Origin of the sequence: Halovulum marinum (genome assembly GCF_009697225.1) — a bacterium.
Taxonomy (GTDB): domain Bacteria; phylum Pseudomonadota; class Alphaproteobacteria; order Rhodobacterales; family Rhodobacteraceae; genus Halovulum; species Halovulum marinum.
The window spans coordinates 60,772-84,567 of sequence record NZ_WIND01000015.1 but is presented as its reverse complement, the minus strand read 5'-3'; the positions used below and the strand labels follow the sequence as shown (position 1 = coordinate 84,567).

Annotated in this window: 23 protein-coding genes and 2 tRNA genes; 16 read left to right on the top strand and 9 right to left on the bottom strand. The window is 71.5% G+C overall.

What is annotated here, in order from left to right; genetic code table 11:
• Positions 1-226 precede the first annotated feature (226 nt).
• The 4 genes from GE300_RS23605 to GE300_RS16170 form a co-directional block, all read right to left on the bottom strand.
• Positions 227-2,218 carry a protein-L-isoaspartate(D-aspartate) O-methyltransferase gene (locus GE300_RS23605; RefSeq protein ID WP_154447931.1) on the bottom strand — a complete coding sequence of 664 codons (1,992 nt, stop codon included), beginning with the start codon at positions 2,216-2,218 and terminating at the stop codon, positions 227-229.
• A gap of 387 nt (positions 2,219-2,605) precedes the next feature.
• The gene (locus tag GE300_RS16180; protein ID WP_154447929.1) at positions 2,606-4,069 is read right to left on the bottom strand and encodes a pyridoxal phosphate-dependent decarboxylase family protein; all 1,464 of its coding nucleotides are present in this window, start codon (positions 4,067-4,069) and stop codon (positions 2,606-2,608) included.
• Between the two features lie 3 nt (positions 4,070-4,072).
• Complete coding sequence (locus tag GE300_RS16175; RefSeq protein WP_154447927.1) at positions 4,073-5,158, bottom strand: PLP-dependent cysteine synthase family protein; 1,086 nt, start codon at positions 5,156-5,158, stop codon at positions 4,073-4,075.
• Positions 5,159-5,234: 76 nt separating this feature from the next.
• Positions 5,235-5,729 (bottom strand): cupin domain-containing protein, encoded by a 495-nt coding sequence (locus GE300_RS16170; protein ID WP_233417092.1) that lies wholly within the window; start codon positions 5,727-5,729, stop codon positions 5,235-5,237.
• Between the two features lie 195 nt (positions 5,730-5,924).
• On the opposite strand from GE300_RS16170, the gene GE300_RS16165 reads away from it, so the two are divergent.
• From GE300_RS16165 to GE300_RS16155, 3 genes are all read left to right on the top strand, one after another.
• A complete protein-coding gene (locus GE300_RS16165) occupies positions 5,925-7,850 on the top strand; it encodes a transcriptional regulator (RefSeq protein WP_154447925.1) in 1,926 nt (641 codons plus the stop codon).
• 273 nt (positions 7,851-8,123) lie between these two features.
• Positions 8,124-9,914 carry an ABC transporter transmembrane domain-containing protein gene (locus GE300_RS16160; RefSeq protein ID WP_154447923.1) on the top strand — a complete coding sequence of 597 codons (1,791 nt, stop codon included), beginning with the start codon at positions 8,124-8,126 and terminating at the stop codon, positions 9,912-9,914.
• A gap of 100 nt (positions 9,915-10,014) precedes the next feature.
• A complete protein-coding gene (locus GE300_RS16155; protein ID WP_154447921.1) occupies positions 10,015-11,913 on the top strand; it encodes an acyl-CoA synthetase in 1,899 nt (632 codons plus the stop codon).
• Positions 11,914-11,956: 43 nt separating this feature from the next.
• On the opposite strand, the gene GE300_RS16150 is transcribed toward GE300_RS16155, so the two are convergent.
• From GE300_RS16150 to GE300_RS16140, 3 genes are all read right to left on the bottom strand, one after another.
• The gene (locus GE300_RS16150) at positions 11,957-12,136 is read right to left on the bottom strand and encodes a hypothetical protein (RefSeq protein WP_154447919.1); all 180 of its coding nucleotides are present in this window, start codon (positions 12,134-12,136) and stop codon (positions 11,957-11,959) included.
• Positions 12,137-12,230: 94 nt separating this feature from the next.
• On the bottom strand, positions 12,231-12,788 hold the full coding sequence (locus GE300_RS16145) for a MarR family winged helix-turn-helix transcriptional regulator (RefSeq protein ID WP_233417091.1): 558 nt from the start codon (positions 12,786-12,788) through the stop codon (positions 12,231-12,233).
• Between the two features lie 260 nt (positions 12,789-13,048).
• A tRNA-Thr gene (locus GE300_RS16140) sits at positions 13,049-13,123 on the bottom strand.
• 182 nt (positions 13,124-13,305) lie between these two features.
• Between GE300_RS16140 and GE300_RS23175 the strand changes: the two genes are divergently transcribed.
• From GE300_RS23175 to GE300_RS16085, 12 genes are all read left to right on the top strand, one after another.
• On the top strand, positions 13,306-13,467 hold the full coding sequence (locus GE300_RS23175) for a hypothetical protein (RefSeq protein WP_233417090.1): 162 nt from the start codon (positions 13,306-13,308) through the stop codon (positions 13,465-13,467).
• A complete protein-coding gene (gene murA / locus GE300_RS16135; RefSeq protein ID WP_154447915.1) occupies positions 13,460-14,728 on the top strand; it encodes a UDP-N-acetylglucosamine 1-carboxyvinyltransferase in 1,269 nt (422 codons plus the stop codon). Before GE300_RS23175 ends, murA begins: the two co-directional genes overlap by 8 nt.
• Positions 14,725-15,201: a DUF2948 family protein gene (locus GE300_RS16130; RefSeq protein ID WP_154447913.1), complete on the top strand. Its 477-nt coding sequence runs from the start codon at positions 14,725-14,727 to the stop codon at positions 15,199-15,201. The genes murA and GE300_RS16130 overlap by 4 nt, the downstream gene beginning before the upstream one ends.
• 64 nt (positions 15,202-15,265) lie before the next feature.
• On the top strand, positions 15,266-16,573 hold the full coding sequence (gene hisD / locus GE300_RS16125) for a histidinol dehydrogenase (RefSeq protein WP_154447911.1): 1,308 nt from the start codon (positions 15,266-15,268) through the stop codon (positions 16,571-16,573).
• Complete coding sequence (locus GE300_RS16120; RefSeq protein ID WP_154447909.1) at positions 16,573-17,061, top strand: UPF0262 family protein; 489 nt, start codon at positions 16,573-16,575, stop codon at positions 17,059-17,061. The genes hisD and GE300_RS16120 overlap by 1 nt, the downstream gene beginning before the upstream one ends.
• A 6-nt stretch (positions 17,062-17,067) precedes the next feature.
• Complete coding sequence (locus GE300_RS16115) at positions 17,068-17,541, top strand: arsenate-mycothiol transferase ArsC (protein WP_325063278.1); 474 nt, start codon at positions 17,068-17,070, stop codon at positions 17,539-17,541.
• 241 nt (positions 17,542-17,782) lie between these two features.
• Positions 17,783-18,001, top strand: coding sequence for a translation initiation factor IF-1 (gene infA / locus GE300_RS16110; protein WP_154447907.1), 219 nt, complete (start codon positions 17,783-17,785; stop codon positions 17,999-18,001).
• A 10-nt stretch (positions 18,002-18,011) separates the two neighbouring features.
• Positions 18,012-18,584, top strand: a complete 573-nt coding sequence (locus tag GE300_RS16105) for a Maf family protein (RefSeq protein ID WP_154447905.1) — start codon at positions 18,012-18,014, stop codon at positions 18,582-18,584.
• On the top strand, positions 18,581-19,651 hold the full coding sequence (locus GE300_RS16100) for a ribonuclease E/G (RefSeq protein WP_154447904.1): 1,071 nt from the start codon (positions 18,581-18,583) through the stop codon (positions 19,649-19,651). Before GE300_RS16105 ends, GE300_RS16100 begins: the two co-directional genes overlap by 4 nt.
• On the top strand, positions 19,632-19,805 hold the full coding sequence (locus GE300_RS16095) for a DNA gyrase inhibitor YacG (protein ID WP_154447902.1): 174 nt from the start codon (positions 19,632-19,634) through the stop codon (positions 19,803-19,805). The genes GE300_RS16100 and GE300_RS16095 overlap by 20 nt, the downstream gene beginning before the upstream one ends.
• Before the next feature lie 93 nt (positions 19,806-19,898).
• Positions 19,899-19,973 (top strand) — tRNA-Phe (locus GE300_RS16090).
• A 305-nt stretch (positions 19,974-20,278) separates the two neighbouring features.
• Positions 20,279-20,482 carry a hypothetical protein gene (locus GE300_RS16085; protein ID WP_154447900.1) on the top strand — a complete coding sequence of 68 codons (204 nt, stop codon included), beginning with the start codon at positions 20,279-20,281 and terminating at the stop codon, positions 20,480-20,482.
• Between the two features lie 270 nt (positions 20,483-20,752).
• Here GE300_RS16085 and GE300_RS16080 read toward each other — a convergent pair whose 3' ends face one another.
• The gene (locus GE300_RS16080) at positions 20,753-21,337 is read right to left on the bottom strand and encodes a dihydrofolate reductase family protein (RefSeq protein ID WP_154447898.1); all 585 of its coding nucleotides are present in this window, start codon (positions 21,335-21,337) and stop codon (positions 20,753-20,755) included.
• Positions 21,338-21,543: 206 nt separating this feature from the next.
• Between GE300_RS16080 and GE300_RS16075 the strand changes: the two genes are divergently transcribed.
• Positions 21,544-23,010 (top strand): Ppx/GppA family phosphatase, encoded by a 1,467-nt coding sequence (locus tag GE300_RS16075; RefSeq protein WP_325063277.1) that lies wholly within the window; start codon positions 21,544-21,546, stop codon positions 23,008-23,010.
• 258 nt (positions 23,011-23,268) lie between these two features.
• Here the strand turns inward: GE300_RS16075 and GE300_RS16070 are convergent, their stop codons facing one another.
• Positions 23,269-23,571 (bottom strand): hypothetical protein, encoded by a 303-nt coding sequence (locus GE300_RS16070; protein ID WP_154447896.1) that lies wholly within the window; start codon positions 23,569-23,571, stop codon positions 23,269-23,271.
• Positions 23,572-23,796: the final 225 nt, after the last annotated feature.

Genomic DNA, 23,796 nt, shown 5'->3' with positions numbered 1-23,796 from the left:
TCGGCCCGGGTCCAGCATGTCGGCCATCAATCGAATGATGGCCGTGGCGTACGGAACCGCCCGTTGCTGCCGGCCGTCGCCAGCTTGCTCAGCCGGTATTCGCAGGTCGCCCCTGGTGTCGCCCTCAGCACCCCGGTTGGCGCGTGCGGCTGCCGGCGCCGGGGTCGACCGGGCTTGCGACGACCCCGAGCCGCGCGCCCTTGCCAACGTGGCCCGGTCGATGCGGTCACACCCCGAAAGGCCAGGTGTCGGGCGTGCCCGGCTGGCGCCGCTCCGGCGCAAGGGGCGTTACCGCCCGCGTCTCGTCGAACCAGATCCAGCCGTCGAACTGCCGCGGCAGGCACGCCTGGGCATAATGCGAGCGCAGTTCCGTCTCGGGCCGGTAGATCACGCCGATGAACCGCTCCAGCCGCTCTTCGAGAAGCCGGCGCCGCAGCGGCTCGTCCGCTGCCAGATCGAGCAGGAAGCGCGGCTGGCCCGCGTCGTGGCACAGCCGCTCGTAGCTGTCCTCGCGCGAGGGGCGGACGCGCTTGACCTCCATCTCGCCGTTCCACGCCGTCGCCGCGGCCAAGGTGCCGGCATGGGTGCCCATGCCGATCAGCGCGGCGTCGATGCCGAACCGCTCGCGGCACACCTGGCCGATGTTGTGCTCGCCCCGAACCGCACCCATCTCGGTCGCCCGCGCATCACCGATATGGGAATTGTGGGCCCAGACCACGGCCTTCGCCTCCGGCCCGCGCGCCTCGAGCAGATGCTCGAGCGTCTCGAACATGTGGCTGTCGCGCAGGTTCCAGCTTTCGGTCCCGCCGTAGTACATGATCCGGTAGTAGCGCTCGGCCGAGCGCACCAGCCGGGCGTTCTGTGCCGCGTCGAGAAAGCCGTGCCCGTCCCGCGCCTCGTAGTCGAGCCGCTTTTCCAGCAGGTCGCGCAACTGGGCGACCACCTCGTCCTCGCAATTTCCGTAGCCGCGGTTGAGCACCGCCCGGCCGTAGGTCGCCGGATCGCGCTGCCACGGCGTGAGGCAACCGTAGCGCTCGCGGGCGATGCGCGCGGCTTCGGGATCGTGCGCGTCCAGATAGGCAAGAACCGCGGCGATCGAGCCGCGCATGTTGTAGATGTCGAGCCCGTAGAACCCGGCACGACGCCCCGGTGCGACGCCGTCATTGTGCCCGCGCATCCAGTCCGCGAAATCCGCGACGGCGGTATTGCGCCACATCCAGGTCGGGAAGCGGGCGAAGGCGGGTTCCTCGAACTCCTGCTTGGCGTGATGGCCGACGAAACGGTTCACCGCGGCGGCGTCGGGCCAGTCGGCCTCGACCGCGACGATGGTGAAGCCGTGTTGCGCGACCAGGTGCCGGGTGACGGCGGCGCGGGCGCGGTAGAATTCCTCGGTGCCATGGCTCGCCTCTCCCAGCAGCACCACGCGCCGGTCGGCCCATCGGTCGAAGAACCGGCCGAAGGCGGGGTCGTCGAGCCGGGGCAGGGGCTCGGCGGTGGAGGCGATCATCTCGGGCAGGCTGCGGCTGCGGCCGGCGACATGGGACGAGGCGGCGCGGCTGCCGTCCTCGGTCCAGCCCTGGTCGCCGATCAGCGGCACGAAGCGCACGCCCGAGATCCGCTCCTGCTCCCACGCGTCCGCGCCGGTGCGGGTGATCTTCAGAAGCGACTGGCCCTCGGCCGAGGCCGCGTCGCCCACCGGGATCACCAACCGGCCGCCGGGACCCAGCTGGTCCTTCAGTGACTGCGGCACCGAGGGGCCGCCGGCGGCGACGATGATGGCATCATAGGGCGCCGCCTTCTGCCAGCCCAGCGTGCCGTCGCCGACATGCACCGCGACCGACCCGTAACCCGCCGCCGCCAGCCGGTCCCGTGCGGTCTCGGCAAGCGGGGCGTGGCGTTCGACGCTGTGCACCGCGCCGGCGATCTCGGCCATCACCGCGGCGGCGTATCCGGACCCGGTGCCGATCTCCAGCACCCGGTCGCCCGGCCGGATCTCTGCCGCCTCGACCATCAGCGCGACGACATAGGGTTGCGAGATGGTCTGGCCGTGACCGATCGGCAGCGGGCCGTCCTCGTAGGCGAATTCCTCGTGGCCCGGTGTGACGAAGGCCTCGCGCGGCACCTTGCGCATCGCGTCCAGAACGCCCGGCTTGCGGATGCCGCGCGCGACTAGCTGGCGCTCCACCATCCGGCTCCGAAGTCCGGCTGTTTCGGGCATTGCGGGCCTCCTGTTCCGCCGCCGGCCGCTTCCGCAAAGGGCGTCGGCGGCTTGCGGCCCTCTGCGGCACGCGCGGGCGTCGGACGTCATGACGCACCGCCTGCCACGGAAACCCGTGCGGCACGGAAAGGTTCGCCGGTTTTTCGCAAGATCAGGGCGGAGAGCCCCGTCTCCTGCTGCTCCGGCGAAGACGGGCGCGGCTCGCGATCGGCGGCCGAGGGCTGGCGCGCACCGCGGCGCGATGGCGGCCGTGCAGGCGTGCATGGCCGCAGCCGGCCCGGAGGCGCGCCCTGGCGCCAATCCACACGGATGCGCCGACCCTGCCGCCCGGAGCACGGGCGAGCGTCGGTATTTGCTGTCTCAGGCCCCGCGGCACCAGGCGCGCGGCTATCGCCCCGCCAGGTCGTCGCCTATCCGCACCACTTCGTCCACGAGCAGGTCGAGGTCCTCGTGTCGCGTGCGGTGGTTGCAGATCGCGACCCGCAGGGCGTGCGCGCCGCCCAGCGAGGTGTCAGAAAGCACCGCCAGCCCGCTGTCCTGCAGTCGCAGCATGATCTCGACGTTCAGCGCCTTCAGGGCCGCGGCGTCCAGCCCGCCCGGATCGTAGCGGAAGCAGACGATGTTGATGACCTGCGGCGCGGCGAGATCGAGCCGGGGGTGCGCCCCGACCAGGGTGGCAAGGTGGCGGGCCTGGTCGATGTTGCGGTCGATCAGGCGGCCGAAACGGGCGATGCCGTGCTCCTTCAGCATCATCCAGACCTTCAGCGCGCGGAAGCTGCGGGTGGTCTCGGGCCCGAATTCGTGCAGCCAGGGGCCCGAGGCGATGCCCCGCGGCGCGGGCTGCAGGTATTCCGGCGAGATGCCGAAGCTCTGCCGCAGCCGCGCGCCGTCGCGGACCAGCGCGCAGCCGACGTCGAACGGCGCGTGCAGCCACTTGTGCGGGTCCAGCGCCAGCGAGTCGGCGCGGGCCAGGCCGGCGACGCGGTGCCGGTTTTCGGGCGCGATGGCGACGAGCGCGCCGATGCAGCCGTCGACATGCAGCCACAGGTTCTCGGCGGCGGCGAGATCGGCCAGCGCGACCAGATCGTCGATGGCGCCGGTGTTCACGCTGCCGGCGTTGGCGATCAGGCAGGCCGGCTGAAGGCCCTGCGCCCGATCCTCGGCGATGGCGGCGCGCAGTGCGCGGATGTCGATCCGGTAGCCGGCGTCGGTGGCGATGCGCCGCAGGGCGCGGTTGCCGAGCCCAAGCGCCTCGACGGCCTTGCGGTGGCAGCTGTGGATCTGGTCCGAGCCGTAGAAGCGCAGGGGCCGGGGCAGGGCCGCAACGCCCTCCTCGCGCACGTCGATCCCGGCCTTTGCGTTGCGCGCCACGGTCAGCCCGACAAGGTTCGCCGCCGTGCCGCCGCCGGTCAGCGTGCCGGCGGCGGCGGCGGGCATCCCGACCATGTCGCGGCACCAGCCCACGACCTGCTGATCGACGAGGACCGCGGCATGATTGCCGCCGCCGAGGTTCGAGCCCTGGATGCCGGCCAGGAAATCCGCCAGCGCGCCGGTAAAGCTGCTTGAACCCATGAACCAGGCCCAGAAGCGCGGGTGCACGTTGCCCATCGGGAACGGCATCACCCCTTCGAACACCTCGCCGATGACATCGGCCAACGGCGTCGGGCCGGCGGGCGGCGGCGCTTCGAAGCGCCGCCGCTGATCGTCCGTCATGGCGCGCCAGACCGGGCGGTCGCGGACCTCTGCCAGGTGGCGCACGGCCGCGTCGACGGTGTCGCGGGCGATGCGCGCGGCCTCGGCCCAGTCCGCGGGGTCGAGGGCGTCGCGCGGCGGCGGGGGACCGTCCCGCATGGCTCAGGCCGCGAAACGGGCGCCGGGGGTCGAGCGCGACAGCGCCCATTCCTCGTCGTCCATCTCTTCCTCGATGCCCTCGAACAGCGGCGTCGAGAGGTAGCGCTCGCCGGTGTCGGGCAGCATGCACAGGATCACCGACCCGGCCGGGGCGCGTTCGGCGATCTGGCGGGCGACGGCGAAGGTGGCGCCGGCGGAGATGCCGCAGAAGATGCCTTCCCTGCGCGCCAGTTCGCGCGCCCACTTGATGCCTTCGGCTCCGGGCACGGGAACCACGTCGTCGTAGAGCCGGGTATCGACCGCCTCCTGCAGCACCGCGGGAATGAAGTCCGGGGTCCAGCCCTGGATCGGGTGCGGCTCGAACGCCGGGTGGGTGGCGGCGGGCGCGCCGTCGCTGCCGCGGGTCTGGGCGATGCCGCTGGACAGCAGTGCCGCGTTCGCCGGTTCGGCCAGGACGATCCGCGTCTCCGGCCGCTCGCGCCGCAGCACCCGGCCGACGCCGGTGACGGTGCCGCCGGTGCCGTAGCCGGTAACGAAGCAGTCCAGCCGCTGGCCGGCGAAGTCGCTAAGGATCTCGCGCGCGGTGGTGGCGGCGTGGATCTCGGCATTGGCCTCGGTCTCGAACTGCCGGGCCAGGAACCAGCCGTTGGTCTCGGCCAGTTCGACCGCCTTGCGGTACATGCCATAACCCTTTTCGGCCCGCGGCGTCAGCACCACCCTGGCACCCAGCATCCGCATCAGCTTGCGGCGCTCGACCGAGAACGAATCGGCCATGGTCACGACCAGCGGATAGCGCTTTTGCGCACAGACGATGGCCAGGCCGATGCCGGTGTTGCCGCTGGTCGCCTCGACCACGGTCTGGCCGGGCGAAAGCAGGCCGCGCCGCTCGGCGTCCTCGATGATGTTCAGCGCCAGCCGGTCCTTGACCGAGCCGGCGGGGTTGAAGAACTCGGCCTTCACATACAGCGTGGTGTCGCCGACGCCCAAGTTGTTGATGCGGATCGTCGGCGTGTCGCCGATGGTGTCGAGCACGCTGTCAAACAGCCGTCCCCGGCCATCGGTGGTGCGGACCTTCTGCTGCATGGTCATCTCGTCTTCTCCTTCAAGGCTGGTGCCGCCGGCAGGTGCGCGGTCGGCCCTGCCGGCGGCTGCGAACCCAGTTGGTCTAGGTGCCCCGCGGGTCGTCCGCGGGATCGACGTAGGTGATGCCGAACGGGCCCATGGCGTTGATCTGCACCACGGTCTCTTCCTCGGTCCAGGCGAAGTGCGGCATGCCGACCGGGATCTGCACGAAGCTGCCCGACGCCATGATCGGCGCCTTCGCCTTGTCGACCGTTCCTCCGGTGCCCATGCCGAAGCCGCCGGAGATCACCGTGACGTGTTCCTCCTTGGTATGGCTGTGCGGCGGGATCACGTAGCCGGCGGGGAATTTCAGCCGGATCACGAACGGCCCCTCCTCGGCCGGGTTGCCGTGCAGAACGGCGATCTGGGCGCCGGCCGGCAGGGTCGCGGGGCCGGGCTGGAAGGTCACCTGCCCGACCGGCACCATCTTGGGGTGGGCCTGTCCCTCATCCGCGCCGACCGGAGCCGCGGCGGCAAGCGCCAGTGCGCCCACGGCGACCGCGGTCGATGCGAAGTGCTTGATTCTGGCCATGTTCATCGCAATCTCCTTTCAACTCCGCTGACTGCGCCGCCCGGTCCGATCTGGCCTCAGGTGCCGACGCAGGGACCGGATCGTTCCGGTCTGGTGATGTGCTAGACTGCATGTGTGGGGGAAACCGTTGTAGTCGCCGTGGAAAGCCGGGTGGAAACGCAGACGAAAGGCGCCGATCGCGCATCCGGACTTGCGATTCGCATGCTGGGAAAGCTGTGCGTCCTGCGCAACGGGCGGCCCGTGGAACTGCCGCCGTCGCGCAAGGTACGGGCGTTGCTGGGCTATCTGGCCGTTGCCGACAACCCGGTCGGACGCAGCCGCCTGTGCGAGATCATGGGCGACCTGCCCAGCGACCCGCGCGCCGAACTGCGCTGGTATCTCAGCAAGATCAGGGCGGTGCTCGACGGCCCCGGGCGTCGCCGCGTGGTGACCGACGGCGACATGGTATCGCTCGACCTGGACGGCGCGGCGGTCGACGCGGTCGAAATCGAACGGGCGGCGCTGACCGGGCTGGAGAATACCCCGACGCCGGAGCTGAGGCGGCTGGCGCCGCTGTTCGCGGGCGATTTCCTTGAAGGGTTCGACCTCAACCGCAGCCCGCAGCTGGACCACTGGCTGACGACGCAGCGCAGCCATTTCCGCGACCGCCACGCCCAGGTGCTCGCCGGGCTGATCGGGCGGCTGCCGGCCGATGGCGCCGAAGCCAGGGCGCTGGCCGAGCGTTGGGTGATCCTGGCGCCGTTCGAGCCGCCGGCGCACCGCGCGCTGATGTCGGCGCTGCCACCCGCCGCGGCCGAACGGCACCTGGCCGCCGCCGTGCGCCTGTTCGAGGCGGAAGGCATGGACCCGGCGCCCCTGCGCGCCGCACGGCGGGCGGTGCGGGCGGCGCCGGCGGCTGTTCCGGCGACGGAGTTGCCGACGCGCACCGATCCGGCGCCGCAGGGATACCGGGCCTCGCTGGCGGTGATGCCGTTCCGCGAATCCGAGGCCGCGGACGGGCAGGCGCAGCTGGGAGCCGGCCTGACCCGCGACATCATCGCCCGCCTGGCGAAGCTGCGGGCGCTGTTCGTCATCGCCTATGGCTCGGTTTCCGCGCTGGCCGAACGCGGTCTGGAGCCCGCCGAGGCCGCCCGGATACTGAACGTCGACTACCTCGCATGCGGCGCGGTGCTTCGGCGCGGCGACCGGATCCGCATCGACGTCGAGATGGCCGAGACGCGATCCGCGCGCCTCCTCTGGGCCGAGACCTACGACGCCGCGGTGACCGATCCGTTCGAGGTCTTCGACCGGATCGGCGACAGCATCGTCCAGGCGATCGCCAGCGAGGTCGAGACCGTCGAGAAGAACCGCGCGGTGCTGAAACCGCCGAACTCGCTGAACGCGTGGGAGGCGTTTCACCGGGGCCTGTGGCACATGTACCGTTTCACCCGCGCCGACAATGCCGAGGCGCAGGAGTTCTTCCGCCGCTCGATCGCGGCGGATCCCACGTTTTCGCGGGCGCATGCGGGGCTGTCGTTCACCCATTGGCAGAACGCGTTCCAGAACTGGCAGGACCGCACCCGCGAGACCGACCTGGCGATCGAGGCCGCCGGCTGCAGCCTGATGGCCGACGATCACGATCCCGGCGCGCACTGGGCGATGGGCCGGGCGCTGTGGCTGCGCCGCGACGAAGCGCCGGCGGTGGGCGAGCTCGAGCAGGCGGTGCGACTCAGCCCGAACTTCGCGCAGGGCCACTACGCGCTGTCGTTCGTCAATGCACAGACCGGCGACGCCGAGGCCGCGATCGGTTCGGCCGATCTGTCGGGCCGGCTAAGCCCGTTCGACCCGATGCTGTTCGCCATCCACGGCGCCAGGGCGATGGCGCATGTGCGGCTCGGACGGTTCGAGCAGGCCGCGGATTCGGCGCTGCAGGCCACGGCGCGGCCGAACGCGCACGCCCTCATTCACATGATCGCCGCGTTCTGCCTGGTGCTGGCCGGCCGCACCGACGAGGCCGGTGCCGTGGCGGCGACGCTCCGGCGGGCACATCCGGGATACCGGATCGACGAGTTCCTGCACGCCTTCCGGTTTCCCGCCGACATCGAACAACTCTATCGCCGGGCGGCCGTGCGGCTGCAGCTTGACTGACCTGACGTGCCGCGGCCATCGGCGCGGCATCGGCTCGGACGGCACGCATTGCCGGCGGAGCGCGGTCCGGCCGGTTCGGACTCATGCCCAGGCCCGGACGCGGGGGTTCGGCTGCCGCTTCCGGAACCGGGCCGGTCGCGCACCCTGGCCCTGGGATAGCACGAGATCCTTCTCCGCTCCGCCGCCCCCGGACATTCCGCCGCGCCGTTGGCTTCGGCTTGCCCTGACGCCGGCCGCCGCCTAATCAGGGGCGAGCACAGCAAGCGGGGGCGCATGGCAGGCAGCGATCCGAACAAACCGTCCGACGAACGCGAGAAATCCCGGCGCCTGAGCGCGCTGCGCGGGCTGGCGCCGTTCCTGTATCCCTACCGCTGGCTGGCCGGGCTGGCGGTGCTGGCGCTGGTCTGCACCGCGGCGCTGTCGCTGGCGCTGCCGCTGGCGGTGCGCCGGGTGATCGACGGCTTCAGCGGCGACATCGCCCTGATGGACGCCTATTTCGCCGCCGCGGTGGCGCTGGCGGCGCTGCTCGCGCTGGGCACGGCGGTGCGCTACTACCTGGTCACCCGGCTGGGCGAGCGGGTCGTCGCCGACATCCGCCTGGCGGTCTATACCCGCGTCATCGGCATGAGCCCCGCCTTCTACGAGCGGATCATGACCGGCGAGGTGCTGTCGCGGCTGACCACCGACACCACGCTGATCCTGTCGGTGATCGGCTCGTCGGTCTCGGTGGCGATGCGCATGGCGCTGACGCTGCTGGGCGGCATCGTGCTGATGCTGGTGACCTCGGCCAAGCTGACCGGGCTGGTGCTGCTGCTGGTGCCGCTGGCGGTGCTGCCGATCATCCTGCTGGGCCGCCGCCTTCGGGTGCTGAGCCGCGAAAGCCAGGACCGCATCGCCGACAGCTCGGGGCAGGCGTCCGAGACGCTGCTGGCGGCGCAGACGGTGCAGGCCTACACCCACGAGGCGGTCAGCCGCCGGGCGTTCGGCGCGCTGACCGAGAGCGCCTTCGGCACCGCGCTGCGGCGGATCCGCACCCGCTCGCTGATGAACGCCATCGTGATCTTCTTCGTGTTCACCGGCATCGTCGGGGTGCTGTGGATCGGTGCCCGCGACGTGCGCGCGGGGGCGATGACCGCCGGCCAGCTGGTGCAGTTCGTGATCTACTCGGTGATGGTCGCGGGCGCGGTCGCCTCGCTGTCCGAGATCTGGGGCGAGCTGCAGCGCGCCGCCGGCGCCACCGAGCGGCTGGTCGAGCTGCTGAACCTGCGCGACGACATCGAGGATCCGGATCAGCCCGAGGCGCTGCCGCAGCCGGTGCGCGGCCGGATCGGTTTCGAGGGCGTACGCTTCCATTATCCGGCGCGGCCCTCGATCGCCGCGCTGGAGGATTTCGCGCTGACCGTCCGGCCGGGCGAGACGGTGGCGCTGGTCGGCCCGTCGGGCGCGGGCAAGACCACGGTGTTCCAGCTGCTGATGCGCTTCTTCGATCCCGACGCCGGGCGCATCACCCTGGACGGGGTGCCGATCGACCGCCTGCGGCGCGAGGATCTGCGCCGGCAGTTCGCGCTGGTCCCGCAGGAGCCGGTGATCTTCGCCGCCTCGGCGCGCGAGAACATCCGCTTCGGCCGCCCCGACGCCGGCGACGCCGAGATCGAGGCCGCCGCCCGGGCGGCGGCGGCGCACGATTTCCTGGCGGCGCTGCCCGAGGGCTACGACACCTATGTCGGCGAGCGCGGGGTGATGCTGTCCGGCGGGCAGAAGCAGCGCATCGCCATCGCCCGCGCGATCCTGCGCGACGCGCCGGTGCTGCTGCTGGACGAGGCGACCTCGGCGCTGGACGCGCAGTCCGAGCGGCTGGTGCAGCAGGCCGTCGAGGAGCTGTCGAAGGGCCGCACCACGCTGGTCATCGCGCACCGGCTGGCGACGGTGAAGAAAGCCGACCGGATCGTGGTGATGGACGGCGGCCGGATCGCCGCCGAGGGTACCCACGACGCGCTGGTCGCCGAGGGCGGGCTCTACGCGCAGCTGGCGCGGCTGCAGTTCACCGACGGCCGGGCGGCGTGACGCGGCCGCCGTGGCGTCAGCCTTGCGCCTCGGCGCCGTGCGCCGCATCCTTGCGCCGCGCACCCGCAAGAGGTGCCGATGATCACGCCGGGAGGGACCATTGGCCAAAGTCGCCACGCTTGACGACAAGATCGCGATCGAGCAGGAGATGCCGTTCGAGCAGCGGATGACCGCGCGCTCGCTGTACGAGATGCTGAGCCGGACCGCGGAGCGCTTCCCCGATCGTCCGGCGCTGACCTTCCAGATCAAGGCCGGGCCGCGCGACAAGGCCGAGACGCTGACCTGGTCGGCGCTGCGCGCCAGCGTCACCCGCGCCGCCAACCTGTTCCGGCGCATCGGCATCGGCGACGGCGACGTCATCGCCTATGTGCTGCCGAACTGCAACGAGACCGCGGTGACGCTGCTGGCCGGCGCGACCGCGGGCATCGTCAACCCGATCAACCCGCTGCTGGAGGCCGAGCAGATCGCCGCGATCCTGCGCGAGACCGGCGCCCGCGCGGTGGTCACGCTGGCGCCGTTCCCCAAGACCGAGGTCAACGACAAGGTGTCGCGCGCGGTGGCGATGGCGCCCGAGGTCAAGACCGTGCTCGAGGTCGACCTGGCGCACTACCTGTCGCCGCCGGTGCGCTGGCTGGTGCCGCTGCTGCGCCCGGCGGCCAAGCGCGGCCACCAGGCCAACGTGATGGACCTGAACCTGTCGCTGCAGGGCGAGGCCGACGACCGGCTGAGCTTCGACGAGCCGCTGGACGACCGCATCTGCGCCTTTTTCCACACCGGCGGCACCACCGGCATGCCGAAGGTGGCGCAGCACCGCGCCTCGGGCATCCTGTTCAACGGCTGGTGCGGCCAGTCCTACATGTTCACCGAGCACGACGTGCTGATGTGCCCGCTGCCGCTGTTCCACGTCTTCGCCGCCTACCCGGTGCTGATGAGCTGCCTGGTCTCGGGCGCGCAGATGGTGATGCCGACCCCGGCGGGCTATCGCGGCGACGGGGTGATGGACAGCTTCTGGAAGCTGATCGAGCGTTACAAGGTCACCTTCCTGATCACCGTGCCGACCGCCGTCTCGGCGCTGATGCAGCGCAAGATCGACGCCGACGTGTCGACGCTGCGGCTGGCGGTCAGCGGCTCGGCGCCGATGCCGCTGGAGCTGTTCAGGCGCTTCGAGGAGGCCACCGGGGTGAAGATCCTCGAGGGCTACGGCATGACCGAGGCGACCTGCCTGGTGTCGATCAACCCGCCGGACGGGCAGCGCAAGGTCGGCTCGGTCGGGCTGCCGTTCCCCTACAGCGAGGTGCGGATCCTGTCCTGCGACAAGGACGGCGGCGTGCTGAAGGAATGCGGCGTCGACGAGGTCGGCGAGATCTGCGTCGCCAACCCCGGCGTGATCCCCGGCGGCACCTACACCGAAACCGACAAGAACCACGGCCTGTTCGCCCACGATACCTTCCTGCGCACCGGCGATCTGGGGCGGATCGACGCCGACGGCTATCTGTGGATCACCGGTCGCGCCAAGGACCTGATCATCCGCGGCGGTCACAACGTCGACCCGGCGCAGATCGAGGAGGCGATGATGACGCACCCCGATGTCGCCTTCGCCGGCGCCATCGGCCAGCCCGACGCGCACGCCGGCGAGGTGCCGGCGGTGTACCTGGAGATGCGCGAGGGCGTCGCGCCCGACCTCGACGCGCTGCAGGCCCACGCCCGCGAACACATCGGCGAGCGCGCGGCGCATCCGAAGTACATCGAGGTGCTGGGCGAGCTGCCGAAGACCGCGGTCGGCAAGGTGTTCAAGCCCGAGCTGCGCAAGATGGCGATCGCCCGGGTCTACGGCGCCGCGCTGGCCGAGGCCGGCGTCGGCGCCGGGATCGACCATGTCTACGAGGACAAGAAGCTGGGGCTGGTGGCCGGGCTGAAGCGCACCGATCCCGCGGTGACCGACGCGGACGTCGCCGCCGTGCTGGGCCGCTTCGCGCGGCCCTGGGCCTGGATCGACTGAGGCGCCGGTACCTGCGGCGCCCGCGCTGCGGGCGCCGTCGGGTCTAGGGCCGGGCGGGGCCGGACCGGCTGTCGCCGCGGACCGGGGCGGGGTCGCCCATCGCCAGGTGCAGCCGGGCGTCGGCCAGCGCCTCGCTGACCGGGACCAATTGCTCGACCGCGGCGAAATCCTGCAGCGCCTCGAGAATCAGCGCGAGTTCCTGTCTGGTCTTGGGCGCGTACATGGGCTGGTTCCGCGGATCGCCTGGGGACTGGTATCAGCATACCGCGTCGCCGGCGCGATCGGAATCGCGGCGGCGCATCCTGGTTAAGCGACGCTCAGCCGGCGCTCTCGACCGTCAGCAGCGCCTTGCGCAGCAGCGCGTCCAACTGGTCCAGCTCGGATCCGCCAAGGCTGTCCGACAGCAGCGCCTCGACCGGCGCCTGGGCCGACGCCAGTGCCGCCTCGGCCATCTCCAGGCCGGCCTCGGTCAGCCGGGTCAGCGCGCTGCGGCCGTCGGTGGGGCTGGGGGCGCGCTCGATCAGGCCGCGGGCCTTGAGGCGGTGCATGATCTTGGTCAGCCCGCCGGGGGTGATGTTCAGCGACCGGCACAGCGCGGTCGGCGTCATCGCGTGCGGCGCCGGCTCGCTGCGCAGCCGGATCAGCAGATCGTAGTCGCCCGCGGCGAGATCGAAGCGGGCCCGGGCCTGCGCGCGCACACGCGACTGCAGCCCCTCGGCCAGGCGCACCAGCCGCAGCAGCGCGTCCGACGGCGTCGACGCGGCCTCGGGCCAGGTGTCGCGGCGCTCGTGCAGCAGCGCCTCGGTGTCGCGGCGGTTCTGCGCCGTCGCGACCGGCGCGGCATCGAGGAATTGCGAGTCTATCTGCGTCTTCATCGTTAAGGTCTCACAGCTGCCCGTTGTCATTCCTTTGATGGGCCCCCTGCAAGGCCGCCGAGCCACCTAGCCAAACGCTGCCAGACACGCAAGCTGAAGCCGCGCTTTACCTTGGGTAAACATTCGCGTCGGCCTGGCGCTCAGGCGGCGCGGCACCGGCCCCGGCAGACAGACGCGGCAGACAGACGCGGCACGCGGCGACTGTCCCTGGCGGGACACAGGAAGCAACGCCGTCGCAGGGCGGGATCGACCGAAGAAACTGGTGCTGCCGGAGAGAATTGAACTCTCGACCTCTCCCTTACCAAGGGAGTGCTCTACCTCTGAGCTACGGCAGCGTCCGAAGCGTGGCGCGCGTTTTAGCCCATATGCCGGAGAGCGCAACCGGAAAATTCGCCCGCGCCGGCGCAACCCGCCCGCAACCCGCCCGCAACCCGCCGCTCCGGCAGCCGCCCGGCGCGCCGGCGCTGGACGCAAAGCCACAACTTGCTTACATGCGACGGGCAAGATGACACGCGACATGACCGGCAAAGCGAAATCCGACGACCGCGCCGAGCGTCTGGCGCAGCAGTTGCGCGCCAACCTGCGCCGCCGAAAGGCGCAGGCCAGGGCGCGCGCCGACAACGACGAGACGGCTGCCGACCCGGCCGCCCCCGAACGGGAGAACGACGAAGATGGATAGCATCATGGTCACCGGCGGCCGGCCGCTGGAGGGCGAGATCCCGATTTCGGGCGCAAAGAACGCCTGCCTGACGCTGATGCCGGCGGCGCTGCTCAGCTCGGACCCGCTGACGCTGACCAACGCGCCGCGGCTGTCCGACATCCGCACCATGGCGCAGCTGCTCGAGTCGCTGGGCTGCGAGGTCGCGGCGCTGCAGGACCGCCGGGTGCTGGCGATCGGCGCCGAGCACATCGCCAGCCACGTCGCGCACTACGACATCGTGCGCAAGATGCGCGCCTCGATCCTGGTCCTCGGCCCGCTGCTGGCGCGCGAGGGGCGGGCGGTCGTGTCGCTGCCCGGCGGCTGCGCCATCGGCGCGCGGCCGGTGGACCTGCACCTGACCGCGCTCGAGGCGCTGGGCGCGCAGCTGGACCTGCGCGAGGGCTATGTCCACGCCCAGGCGCCGGTCGGCGGGCTGAAGGGCGGGCGCGTGACCTTCCCGCTGGTGTCGGTGGGCGCGACCGAGAACGTGCTGATGGCGGCGACGCTGGCGCGCGGCACCACGGTGATCGCGAACGCCGCGCGCGAGCCCGAGATCGTCGATCTGGCGCGCTGCCTGAAGGCGATGGGCGCGCAGATCGAGGGCGAGGGCACCCCGACCATCACCGTGCAGGGCGTCGACCGGCTGCACGGCGCCACCTATCGCGTCGTCGCCGACCGGATCGAGCTGGGCACATACATGCTGGCGCCGGCGATCGCCGGCGGCTCGGTCGAGCTGCTGGGCGGCACCCGCGAGCTGGTCTCGGCCTTCGCCGACAAGCTCGAGGCCACCGGCGTCGAGGTCGCCGACACCGCCCGCGGCGTGCGCGTCACCCGCGGCAACGCCGCGCTGCGCCCGGTCGACGTGCGGACCGCGCCGTTCCCGGGCTTTCCGACGGACCTGCAGGCGCAGATGATGGCGGCGCTGACCCTGGCCGACGGCGTTTCGGTGCTGGAGGAGACGATCTTCGAGAATCGCTTCATGCATGCGCCCGAGCTGTTGCGGATGGGCGCGCACATCGACGTGCACGGCGGCATCGCCACCGTCACCGGGGTTGACAAGCTGCGCGGCGCGCCGGTGATGGCGACCGACCTGCGCGCCTCGGTCTCGCTGATCCTGGCCGGTCTGGCGGCCGAGGGCGAGACCACCGTGGCGCGGGTCTACCACCTCGACCGCGGTTACGAGCGGCTCGAGGAGAAGCTGGGCGGCTGCGGCGCGCGGATCGAACGGGTCGCGGCATGAGCGACGCGCGGTTCGAGGACGCCGCCGAGGGCCCGCTGCGGCTGCGCGCCGAGTCGGCCGACGACGTGCCGGTGATCTCGGCGCTGCTGCAGGACGCGGTGCTGCCTTCGGACCAGATCTCCTGGTCGCGCGCCGGGCTGCGCTTCGCCGCGCTGGTGAACCGGTTCCGCTGGGAGGACAAGGCCGCCGCCGAGGCCGCCGGCCGCCCGTACGAGCGGGTGCGCTCGGTGCTGACCGTGGGCGGCGCGCTGAAGGTCGCCGCGACCGGCGTCGATCCGGCGGACCGGGATCTGGTGCTGTCGATCCTGTCGCTGGAGTTCGACCCGGGTGCGGACGGCGCCGGCCGCGTGCGGCTGGTGCTGGCCGGCGACGGCGAGATCGCCATCGACGTCGAGTGCCTGGACCTGAGGCTGGCGGACGTGACCCGGCCCTACGCCGCGCCCAGCGGCAAGGCGCCGGCGCATCGCGACTGAGCCCGGCGCGGCGCGCTTGAGGCCGGCCGCGCCGCTTTGTATGTGAGGCGGCAAGGAGACCCGAATGCCCCAGTTCCTGACCGCCGCCGACCCCGATTTCGAGCCCCGCTTCGACGCCTTCCTCGCGGCCAGGCGTGCGGACGCGCCGCGGGTCGACGCGGTGGTGGCCGGGATCCTCGCCGACGTCGCGGCACGCGGCGACGCGGCGGTGATCGAGTTGACCGAGCGCTTCGACCGGCTGCGCCTGACGCCGGACACGCTGGCGATCCCGGCCGACGAGATCGACGCCGCCATCGCGCAGGTGCCGCCCGACGAGCGTGCCGCGCTGGACCTGGCCGCCGCGCGCATCCGCGCCTATCACGAGCGCCAGCTGCCCGGCGGCGACAGCTGGACCGACGCCAGCGGCGCGACGCTCGGCTGGCGCTGGACCCCGGTCGAGGCGGCGGGGCTGTACGTGCCGGGCGGGCTGGCGTCGTACCCGTCCTCGGTGCTGATGAACGCGATCCCGGCCCGGGTGGCGGGGGTCGGGCGGCTGGTGATCTGCGCGCCGACGCCGGACGGGCAGGTGAACCCGCTGGTGCTGTACGCCGCGCGGACGGCGGGGGTGGACACGATCTACCGGATCGGCGGCGCGCAGGCGGTCGCGGCGCTGGCCTTCGGCACCCGGACCATCGCGAAGGTCGACAAGATCACCGGCCCCGGCAACGCCTATGTCGCCGAGGCCAAGCGCCAGGTGTTCGGCCGCGTCGGCATCGACATGATCGCCGGGCCGTCCGAGATTCTGGTGATCGCCGACCGCGACAACGATCCGGACTGGATCGCGCTCGACCTGATGAGTCAGGCCGAGCACGACGAAAGTGCGCAGGCGATCCTGATCACCGACGACGCCGGGTTCGCCCGCGACGTGGCCGAGGCGGTCGAGGCGCGGCTTCAGACCCTCGACCGGCGCGCCATCGCCGGGGCCAGCTGGCGCGACCACGGCGCGGTGATCGTCGTGCGCGACCTGGCGCAGGCGGCGGCGCTGTCGGACCGGATCGCACCCGAACACCTGGAGCTGTGCGTCGCCGATGCCGACGCGCTGGCCGCGCGCGTCCGCCACGCCGGCGCGATCTTTCTGGGGCCGTGGACGCCCGAGGCGATCGGCGACTACGTCGGCGGGCCGAACCACGTGCTGCCGACCTCGGGCTCGGCGCGGTTCTCTTCGGGGCTGTCGGTGCTCGACTTCATGAAGCGCACGACGCTGGCGCGGATGAGCCCCGGCGCGCTGCGCGCCATCGGCCCCGCCGCCGCGACGCTGGCACGCTCGGAAAGCCTCGAGGCGCACGGGCTCAGCGTCACTGTCCGGCTGGACCGGCTGAACGAGGACACCTGATGCGCGCGACCGACCGGCTGATCGACATCACGCTCGACGACAGCGGCCTGCCCGCGCCCACGCCCGAGATCGAGCAGGAGCGCCGGGTGGCGGTGTTCGACCTGCTCGAGGACAACAGCTTCGTGGTGCCGCCGCGCGCCGGACAGGCCGACCCCGGCGGGCCGTACCGGCTGGCGCTGGGGATCCGCGACCGGCGGCTGGTGTTCCGCGTCGGCACCGAAAGCGATCAGCCGGTGGTCGAGTTCCACCTGTCGCTCAGCCCGTTCCGGCAGGTTGTGCGCGACTACTTCCAGATCTGCGAGGCCTATTTCGACGCCGTCAAGCGCCTGCCGCCCAGCCAGATCGAGGCGATCGACATGGGCCGGCGCGGCATCCACAACGAGGGCGCCCGGATCCTGACCGAGCGACTGGAGGGCAAGGTCGCCACCGACAGCGACACCGCGCGCCGGCTGTTCACGCTGATCTGCGTGCTGCAAGCCAGGGGGTAGCGGCGGGTGAGCGCGGACCAACCGACCTCCGTCCTGTTCTGCTGCGACTACAATTCCGTGCGCTCGCCGATGGCCGAGGGGATCATGAAGAAGCTGCACGGGCACAAGATCTACGTGCAGTCCGCCGGCGTCCGGCACGAGCACGACATCGACGGTTTCGCCGTCGCCGTGTGCCAGGAGATCGAGGTCGAGCTGATCCGCCACCGCAGCCGCTCGTTCCAGGAGATGGAGGAATGGGGCGACCAGATCGGCCAGTACGACCTGATCGTGGCGCTGTCGCCGGCCTCGCTGCGGCAGGCGCAGGAATACACCCGCTACCACGCGATCGAGATCGAGTACTGGCCGATCTTCGACCCCACCGGCCTGGGCGAGACCCGCGCCGAGAAGCTGGACGCCTACCGGCAGTCGCGCGACCAGATCCTCGGCCGGATCATCCAGCGCTTTCCGCCGCCCGAGGACGACGAGCCGGACTCGCCGTGACCTGAATCGCGCACTGCCGGAATTTTCGTTGAGACCGGACGCATGTCTCGCTACGGTTGCCGAAAGCACCGGCGCACATCGTGCGAATCGTCGGACCGGAAAGCCACGCCACCGGTAAATTCGGGGGCCGCGGGCGCTTTCCCGGTCGCTTTTGACTTGAAACTGCCTCACTTCGGGACCATCTTCCACCTCGCGCGGAATCTGTGCTTCCGCGCGAACGGAAACGCACATCGGAGAGACCATGGCCAAGGAAGAGCTTCTTGAATTCCCGGGTGTCGTGACCGAGCTGCTGCCGAATGCGACATTCAGGGTAGAGCTCGAGAACGGCCATGAAATCATCGCCCACACCGCCGGTAAGATGCGCAAGAACCGCATCCGTGTCCTGGCCGGTGACAAGGTCCAGGTGGAGATGACTCCCTACGACCTGACCAAGGGCCGGATCAACTATCGCTTCAGATAAGCCCGGACCACTGTCACTGACCCTTGCCTCCGCAAGCCCGCGGCGCTTGGCGCTGCTGGCCCGGATCGGCGTCGTGCCCGACGCCGTGCGCCCCGCCGACATCGACGAATCCCCCCGCCCGGGCGAGCTGCCGCGGCCCTGTGCCCTGCGCCTGGCGCAGGAAAAGGCCGCAGCGGTCGAGGGCGACGTCGTGCTGGCGGGCGATACCGTCGTCGCCGCCGGCCGCCGGATCCTCGGCAAGCCCGCCGACGAGGCCGAGGCGCGCGCCTTTCTCGACCTGCTGTCGGGCCGCCGCCACACCGTCTATACCGCCGTCGCGGTCCGCTCCGACCGCTGCCGCGCCCGCGTGGTCGCCACCGCCGTGAAGATGAAGCGTCTGACCCGCGCCGAGATCGACGGCTACATCGCCTCGGGCGAGTGGCGCGGCAAGGCCGGCGGCTACGCCATCCAGGGCATCGGCGGCGCGTTCATCCCGTGGATCGGCGGCTCGTACACCGCCGTCGTCGGCCTGCCGCTGACCGAGACCGCGAACCTGCTGCAGGCCGCCGGCGTGCCGGTGCGCTTCGACGGGGCCGCGGCATGAAGGGCCGCGCCGTCGCGCTTGATGCGCTGCCCGACGGCCGCCGCGCCGCCGCGCTGATGATCGACGGCCGCCTGGCCGACGTGCTGGTCGACGCGCCCGAAGCCTGGGGCCCGGCGCAGCCCGGCGCGATCTTCCTCGGCAAGCTCGGCCGGCCGATGAAGGGACAGGGCGGCGCGATCGTCGACCTAGGCGACGGCAGAACCGGTTTTCTGCGCGAAAGCAAGGGCCTGGCGCCGGGCGCTGCGGTGCTGGTTCAGGTCTCGGGGGTGGTCGAGCCGGGCAAGGCGCCGCCGGTCAGCCGCCGCATCCTGTTCAAGAGCCGCCACGCCATCGTCACGCCCGGCAGCGCCGGCATCAACGTCTCGCGCCGGGTGCGGGACGAGGCCGCCGCCGACGCCGCGCTCGAGGCCGGCCACGCGGCGATGGCGGGCGCCGGCGACGATCTCGGGTTGATCCTGCGCTCGTCGGTCGCGGCGGCCGAGCCGCAGGCGATCCACGACGACGTCGCCGCCACGCGCGCGCTGGCCGAGACGATCCTGGCCGAGACCGGCCCCGCGCCGCAGCTGCTGCTGGACGCGCCCGACGCGCACCTGCAGGCCTGGCGCGACTGGGCCGAGCCGGCGCCCGACCTGGTCGACGACGCGCGCGGCGCCTTCGAGCGACAGGGCGTCTGGGACGCGCTGGCGCAGGCGCTGGGCCCGCGCGTGGCGCTGCCCGGCGGCGCCGACATGTTCATCGAGCCGACCCGGGCGCTGGTCGCGGTCGACGTCAACACCCGCGGCGACACCTCGCCCGCCGCCGGGCTCAAGGCCAATGTCGCCGCGTTCCGCGCGCTGCCCGGCGCGCTGCGCCTGCGCGGCCTGGCCGGGCAGGTGACGGTCGATCCGGCGCCGTATCCGAAGCGCGAGCGCAGCCAGCTCGAACAGGTGATGAGGGGCGCGCTGCGCGCCGACGGCGCCGAGACCTCCCTTGCGGGATGGACCCCGCTGGGCCATCTGGAGTTGCAACGCAAACGCGACCGGCACCCGCTGAAGGAGCTTCTGAAAGATGCGCTGCCCGATCTGTGACAAGCCCGCCGACCGCCAGTACCGCCCGTTCTGCTCGCGCCGCTGCGCCGACGTCGACCTGGGCCGCTGGATCACCGGCAGCTACGCAATCCCCGGCGAGGATTCGCCCTCCGAGGAGGACGACGAGCGGACCCGCCGCCCGCCGCTGAACTGACGCGCATTTTCCCGGAATTTTTTACGCCGGCCCCTCTGGACAGCCTTGGCGGCATGACCTAAAACCGCGCAGCCTTCGCAAGGCAGCCCCAGTGCCCGGGTAGCTCAGGGGTAGAGCAGCGGATTGAAAATCCGCGTGTCGGTGGTTCAAATCCGCCCCCGGGCACCATGATTTCCAACTGTTATTCAATGGCTTAGAGCGGACGCGCGCAATGCGAGGTTCAAGCGGAGCGGCCTCTTGTGTGCGGATTTGTGTGCAAAATGCTTCCGTTAGAGGATGCTCTGTGACCGCTGCTGAATCGCTTTATACCCTTGCCGCCCAGGCTGCCGATATGGACGGCTTGGCCCGTGCTGCCGATCTACTGGCAACGGATCTTCCCAACGAAGGCGACATAGATCAGGAAGACGCGCTTACCCGGCGTCGCCCGGTCGCTCGCCACGCTGCTGCGCCAGCATGCCGAAGCCCTCGACAAGTTGACGGTCGCATTGCGCGGTGCCAAATGGGGAGCGCCGGACAACCGCGCGGACGAAGCGGCACACGACGCCTGCACCTTGGCGGGGCTGTGTGAGACCGCCTTGCAGGTCGATAACGAAGGCGGCGACGTTACCGCGCTACTCACCGTCATGAAGGAAAAGGCGGAGCGCGCCGTTAACGCTCTGGACCCGGTGACGAAATGAACGCCGCTGACCGCATCGCCCGCGCCTTCGCCCATAAGCCTGAAGGATCGCCAGAGCGAAGGCACCGCCGTCCACCGGCAGCCGACGGCGGGCCACAGCCATGCCGCCGGCGCCGGCCTTGCCCTCGTCGCCGGAAATGTTGCGACAGACGACAGGAGCAGCGTCAAGGAACAGGGGTGATTCCGTACACCAACCGGCGATCAGGATCGTCGGCGGCGTGATCGCGTGACGGGCCGGAAAGCAAGAGGCGCCGGCGAGGTTCGCAAGGGCTCAGCGGCGCTCCGGCGCCAGGGTCAGCAGGCGGGTTCCGCGGTCGTTCAGTGCGCGCTCGGCCACGGTGCGGTAGCCGGCGGCGCGCCAGGCCGCCTCGGGGTCGCGCTCGGTCTGCGCGGACAGCATGGGCAGGCCGTTGCCGAAGGCGACCGGCTCGATCGTCAGGCTGATGCGGTCGATCGCGCCGGCGTCGTGGAACCAGTCGTGCACCGCGGTGCCGCCGAGGATCAGGCCGCGGCGCAGCGGCCGGACCGGCGCCACCCGCGCGGCCAGCGCGGCGGGCGTCAGCGGGCCCGGGTCCAGCCACAGCTGGGTCGGACGCCGCCATTCCCCGGCGCCCGCAGCGGACGAGAACACGATCCGCCGCCGCTCGGGCTTGTCGGCGGCCTCGTGGGTGTTGCGGCCCATGATCGCCCAGTCGGCGGCCTCGACCTCGGCCAGGAACAGCGTCTGTTCCTCGGGGCTGGCCCAGGCGGCGGGCGGGTGGTTTCTGGCGCGCGCGATGAACCCGTCGCGCGAGGCGACGACGGCGAGGACGAAGCGTGGCCGCCGGGCGGCGGACGAGGGATCGGGGCTCGGCATCGGCGGCGAACATACGCCCGCGCGCGGGGCGGCGCCAGTGTCGGGCCGGCCGCGGTCGCAAGCGTTGCGGATTGACAGAATCCCCGGTGCAGGCCAGATGTGCGGCAGGCGGAAACGGGAGCGGACCACTGACTCAGCTCAGGTCCACGCAGAACGCGAAACCGGCGCGGCCGGGGGCCGAACTGGCGCCGATCGAGGGCGAGTCGGTGCGGCGCGTCGGCGTGGTCGACGTCGGCTCGAACTCGGTGCGGCTGGTGGTGTTCGACGGCGTCGCCCGCTCGCCGGCGTATTTCTACAACGAGAAGATCCTTTGCGGCCTCGGCCGGGGGCTGCAGGAAAGTGGCCGCCTGAATCCCGAGGGGCGGGTGCGGGCGATGAACGCGATCCGGCGGTTCGCGGCGCTGGCCGAGACGATGGACGCCACCGTGCTGACCGGCGTCGCCACCGCGGCGGTGCGCGACGCCGAGGACGGCGCCGAGTTCTGCCGCGACGTGCAGGCGATGACCGGTCTGGCGCTGCAGGTCGCCAGCGGCGAGGAAGAGGCGCTGCTGTCGGCCAAGGGCGTGCTGCTGGGCTGGCCGCAGGCCAGCGGGCTGGTCTGCGACATCGGCGGCGCGTCAATGGAGCTGGCGCAGGTCGCGCGGGGCGAGGTCGGGGCGCGCGCCACCTCGCCGCTGGGGCCGCTGCGGCTGTCGAACCTGGGCGGCGCCAAGGCGATCGAGAAGGCCATCGCCAAGGAGCTGAAGAAGCTGGTCGCCGCGGTCGAGGCCGAGAACACCGACCGGATCTTCCTGGTCGGCGGCTCGTGGCGGGCGATCGCCAAGCTGGAGATGGAGCGGCGCGGCTATCCGCTGCACGTCCTGCACGAGTACAACATGTCCGCCGAGCAGGTCGCCGAGACCTGCGACTGGCTGGTCGAGCAGAGCGTCGACACGCTGAAGGGGATGACCGACTCCTCGACCGCGCGGCTGGAACTGGTGCCGCTGGCGGCGCGGGTGCTGCGGGCGCTGGTCAAGGCCGTCGCCCCGGTCACCATCTCGGTGTCGTCCTACGGGCTGCGCGAGGGGCTGCTCTACGAGCGGATGCCGCCCAGCCTGCGGGCCCGCGACCCGCTGCTGGAGGCGGCCCGGCACATGGAGATGAGCCACGCCCGCTTTCCCGGATTCGGCGCCTCGCTGCATGCCTGGCTGCGGCCGCTGTTTCCCGACGCCGATCGCGAGACGCTGCGCCTGACCCGCGCGGCGTGCTACCTGCACGACATCACCTGGCGGGCGCATCCCGACTACCGCGCCGACGTCTGCTTCGAGACCGTGACCCGCGCCAACCTGTCGGGGGTCGATCACGAGGGGCGGGTGTTTCTCGGCATCGCGATCCTGAACCGCTACAAGGGCTCGCCCGAGCACGGGCTGCTGCCGGCGCTGTCCGAGCTGCTGACGCCCGAGCGCCGGGCCCAGGCCGAGGAACTGGGCAAGGCGATCCGGCTGGGCGCGATGCTGTCGGGCTCGGCCCCTGGATCGCTGGAGAACACCGCGCTGTCGGTCGACGATGCGGCGGTGACGCTGACCCTGCGCGGCCCGGCGCGGGCGCTGGCGGGCGACGCGGTCGACCGCCGCTTGCGCGCGCTTGCCCGGCAGCGCAACCTGGAAGGCAACGTGGTGCTGGAAGACGGCTGAGCGGCGCGCCCGTTCGGGGTGAAAACCGGGGATTTCACCGTGAAAACCACATAAGTTGCGGAATTCAAATAGAAAAACATTCATGAATGCCGGGTTGACGCGCTGATCCGGCGGCATCGGTGCGTTCGATCGGCGGTCGCGCCGCCGCCGGGCGGGGCGCGGGCGGGTGCCATGCCCGCGCGGCGCGATCAGATGACTGTCCCGGGCTGATCGGCATGTTCCGGATGTCGGTGTTGCCGCCGACGGTGATGGCGGTGCTCACGCCGGTCGGGCAGCCGCCGACCGTGTTCGCAGACCGCACGATGAACCCGCCAGCGCCTCGCCCCAGATCCCCCTGGTTGCGACGTTGTCGGACTGCAGCGTGATCCGGCCGCGGGCGCGCATCGGGATGCCGTGGCAGGTTCCGTTCGAGCCGATGTCGATGTTGCCGAGCGACAGGAGGTTCGCGCAGCAGCGGCCCTGCGTGCAGTACGCCGGGGTGCCGGTCTGCGACTCCGGTTCCGCCTCGGGCGGCCCGCGGGCGGCGATCGCGGCATAGGCGACCGGGGAATCCCGTGCCAACGCGGGCAACGCCGAATTCCCCTGCCGACTCGGTGCAAATCCCCCGGACGTGAACCGCCATGCCGGGCAACCGGCCGGTCAAGGGCGAAAGCGTGCCGCCACCGCCTTCGGCCGGGACATTTCGTTGCCCGCCGCTGGGCCGGGCCCGGCGCCGTGCGCGAACAGGCTTTCCCAAGGCACTGGCCCCAAATGAAAAACCGGCCCGCTGAACGCAGGCCGGTGTGT

Coding starts and splice junctions, on each gene's coding strand:
- GE300_RS23605 (WP_154447931.1), bottom strand. CDS start 2,218: ATGCCCGAAACAGCCGGACTTCGGAGCCGGATGGTGGAGCGCCAGCTA.
- GE300_RS16180 (WP_154447929.1), bottom strand. CDS start 4,069: ATGCGGGACGGTCCCCCGCCGCCGCGCGACGCCCTCGACCCCGCGGAC.
- GE300_RS16175 (WP_154447927.1), bottom strand. CDS start 5,158: ATGACCATGCAGCAGAAGGTCCGCACCACCGATGGCCGGGGACGGCTG.
- GE300_RS16170 (WP_233417092.1), bottom strand. CDS start 5,729: ATGAACATGGCCAGAATCAAGCACTTCGCATCGACCGCGGTCGCCGTG.
- GE300_RS16165 (WP_154447925.1), top strand. CDS start 5,925: ATGCTGGGAAAGCTGTGCGTCCTGCGCAACGGGCGGCCCGTGGAACTG.
- GE300_RS16160 (WP_154447923.1), top strand. CDS start 8,124: ATGGCAGGCAGCGATCCGAACAAACCGTCCGACGAACGCGAGAAATCC.
- GE300_RS16150 (WP_154447919.1), bottom strand. CDS start 12,136: ATGTACGCGCCCAAGACCAGACAGGAACTCGCGCTGATTCTCGAGGCG.
- GE300_RS16145 (WP_233417091.1), bottom strand. CDS start 12,788: ATGAAGACGCAGATAGACTCGCAATTCCTCGATGCCGCGCCGGTCGCG.
- GE300_RS23175 (WP_233417090.1), top strand. CDS start 13,306: ATGACCGGCAAAGCGAAATCCGACGACCGCGCCGAGCGTCTGGCGCAG.
- murA (WP_154447915.1), top strand. CDS start 13,460: ATGGATAGCATCATGGTCACCGGCGGCCGGCCGCTGGAGGGCGAGATC.
- GE300_RS16130 (WP_154447913.1), top strand. CDS start 14,725: ATGAGCGACGCGCGGTTCGAGGACGCCGCCGAGGGCCCGCTGCGGCTG.
- hisD (WP_154447911.1), top strand. CDS start 15,266: ATGCCCCAGTTCCTGACCGCCGCCGACCCCGATTTCGAGCCCCGCTTC.
- GE300_RS16120 (WP_154447909.1), top strand. CDS start 16,573: ATGCGCGCGACCGACCGGCTGATCGACATCACGCTCGACGACAGCGGC.
- infA (WP_154447907.1), top strand. CDS start 17,783: ATGGCCAAGGAAGAGCTTCTTGAATTCCCGGGTGTCGTGACCGAGCTG.
- GE300_RS16100 (WP_154447904.1), top strand. CDS start 18,581: ATGAAGGGCCGCGCCGTCGCGCTTGATGCGCTGCCCGACGGCCGCCGC.
- GE300_RS16095 (WP_154447902.1), top strand. CDS start 19,632: ATGCGCTGCCCGATCTGTGACAAGCCCGCCGACCGCCAGTACCGCCCG.
- GE300_RS16080 (WP_154447898.1), bottom strand. CDS start 21,337: ATGCCGAGCCCCGATCCCTCGTCCGCCGCCCGGCGGCCACGCTTCGTC.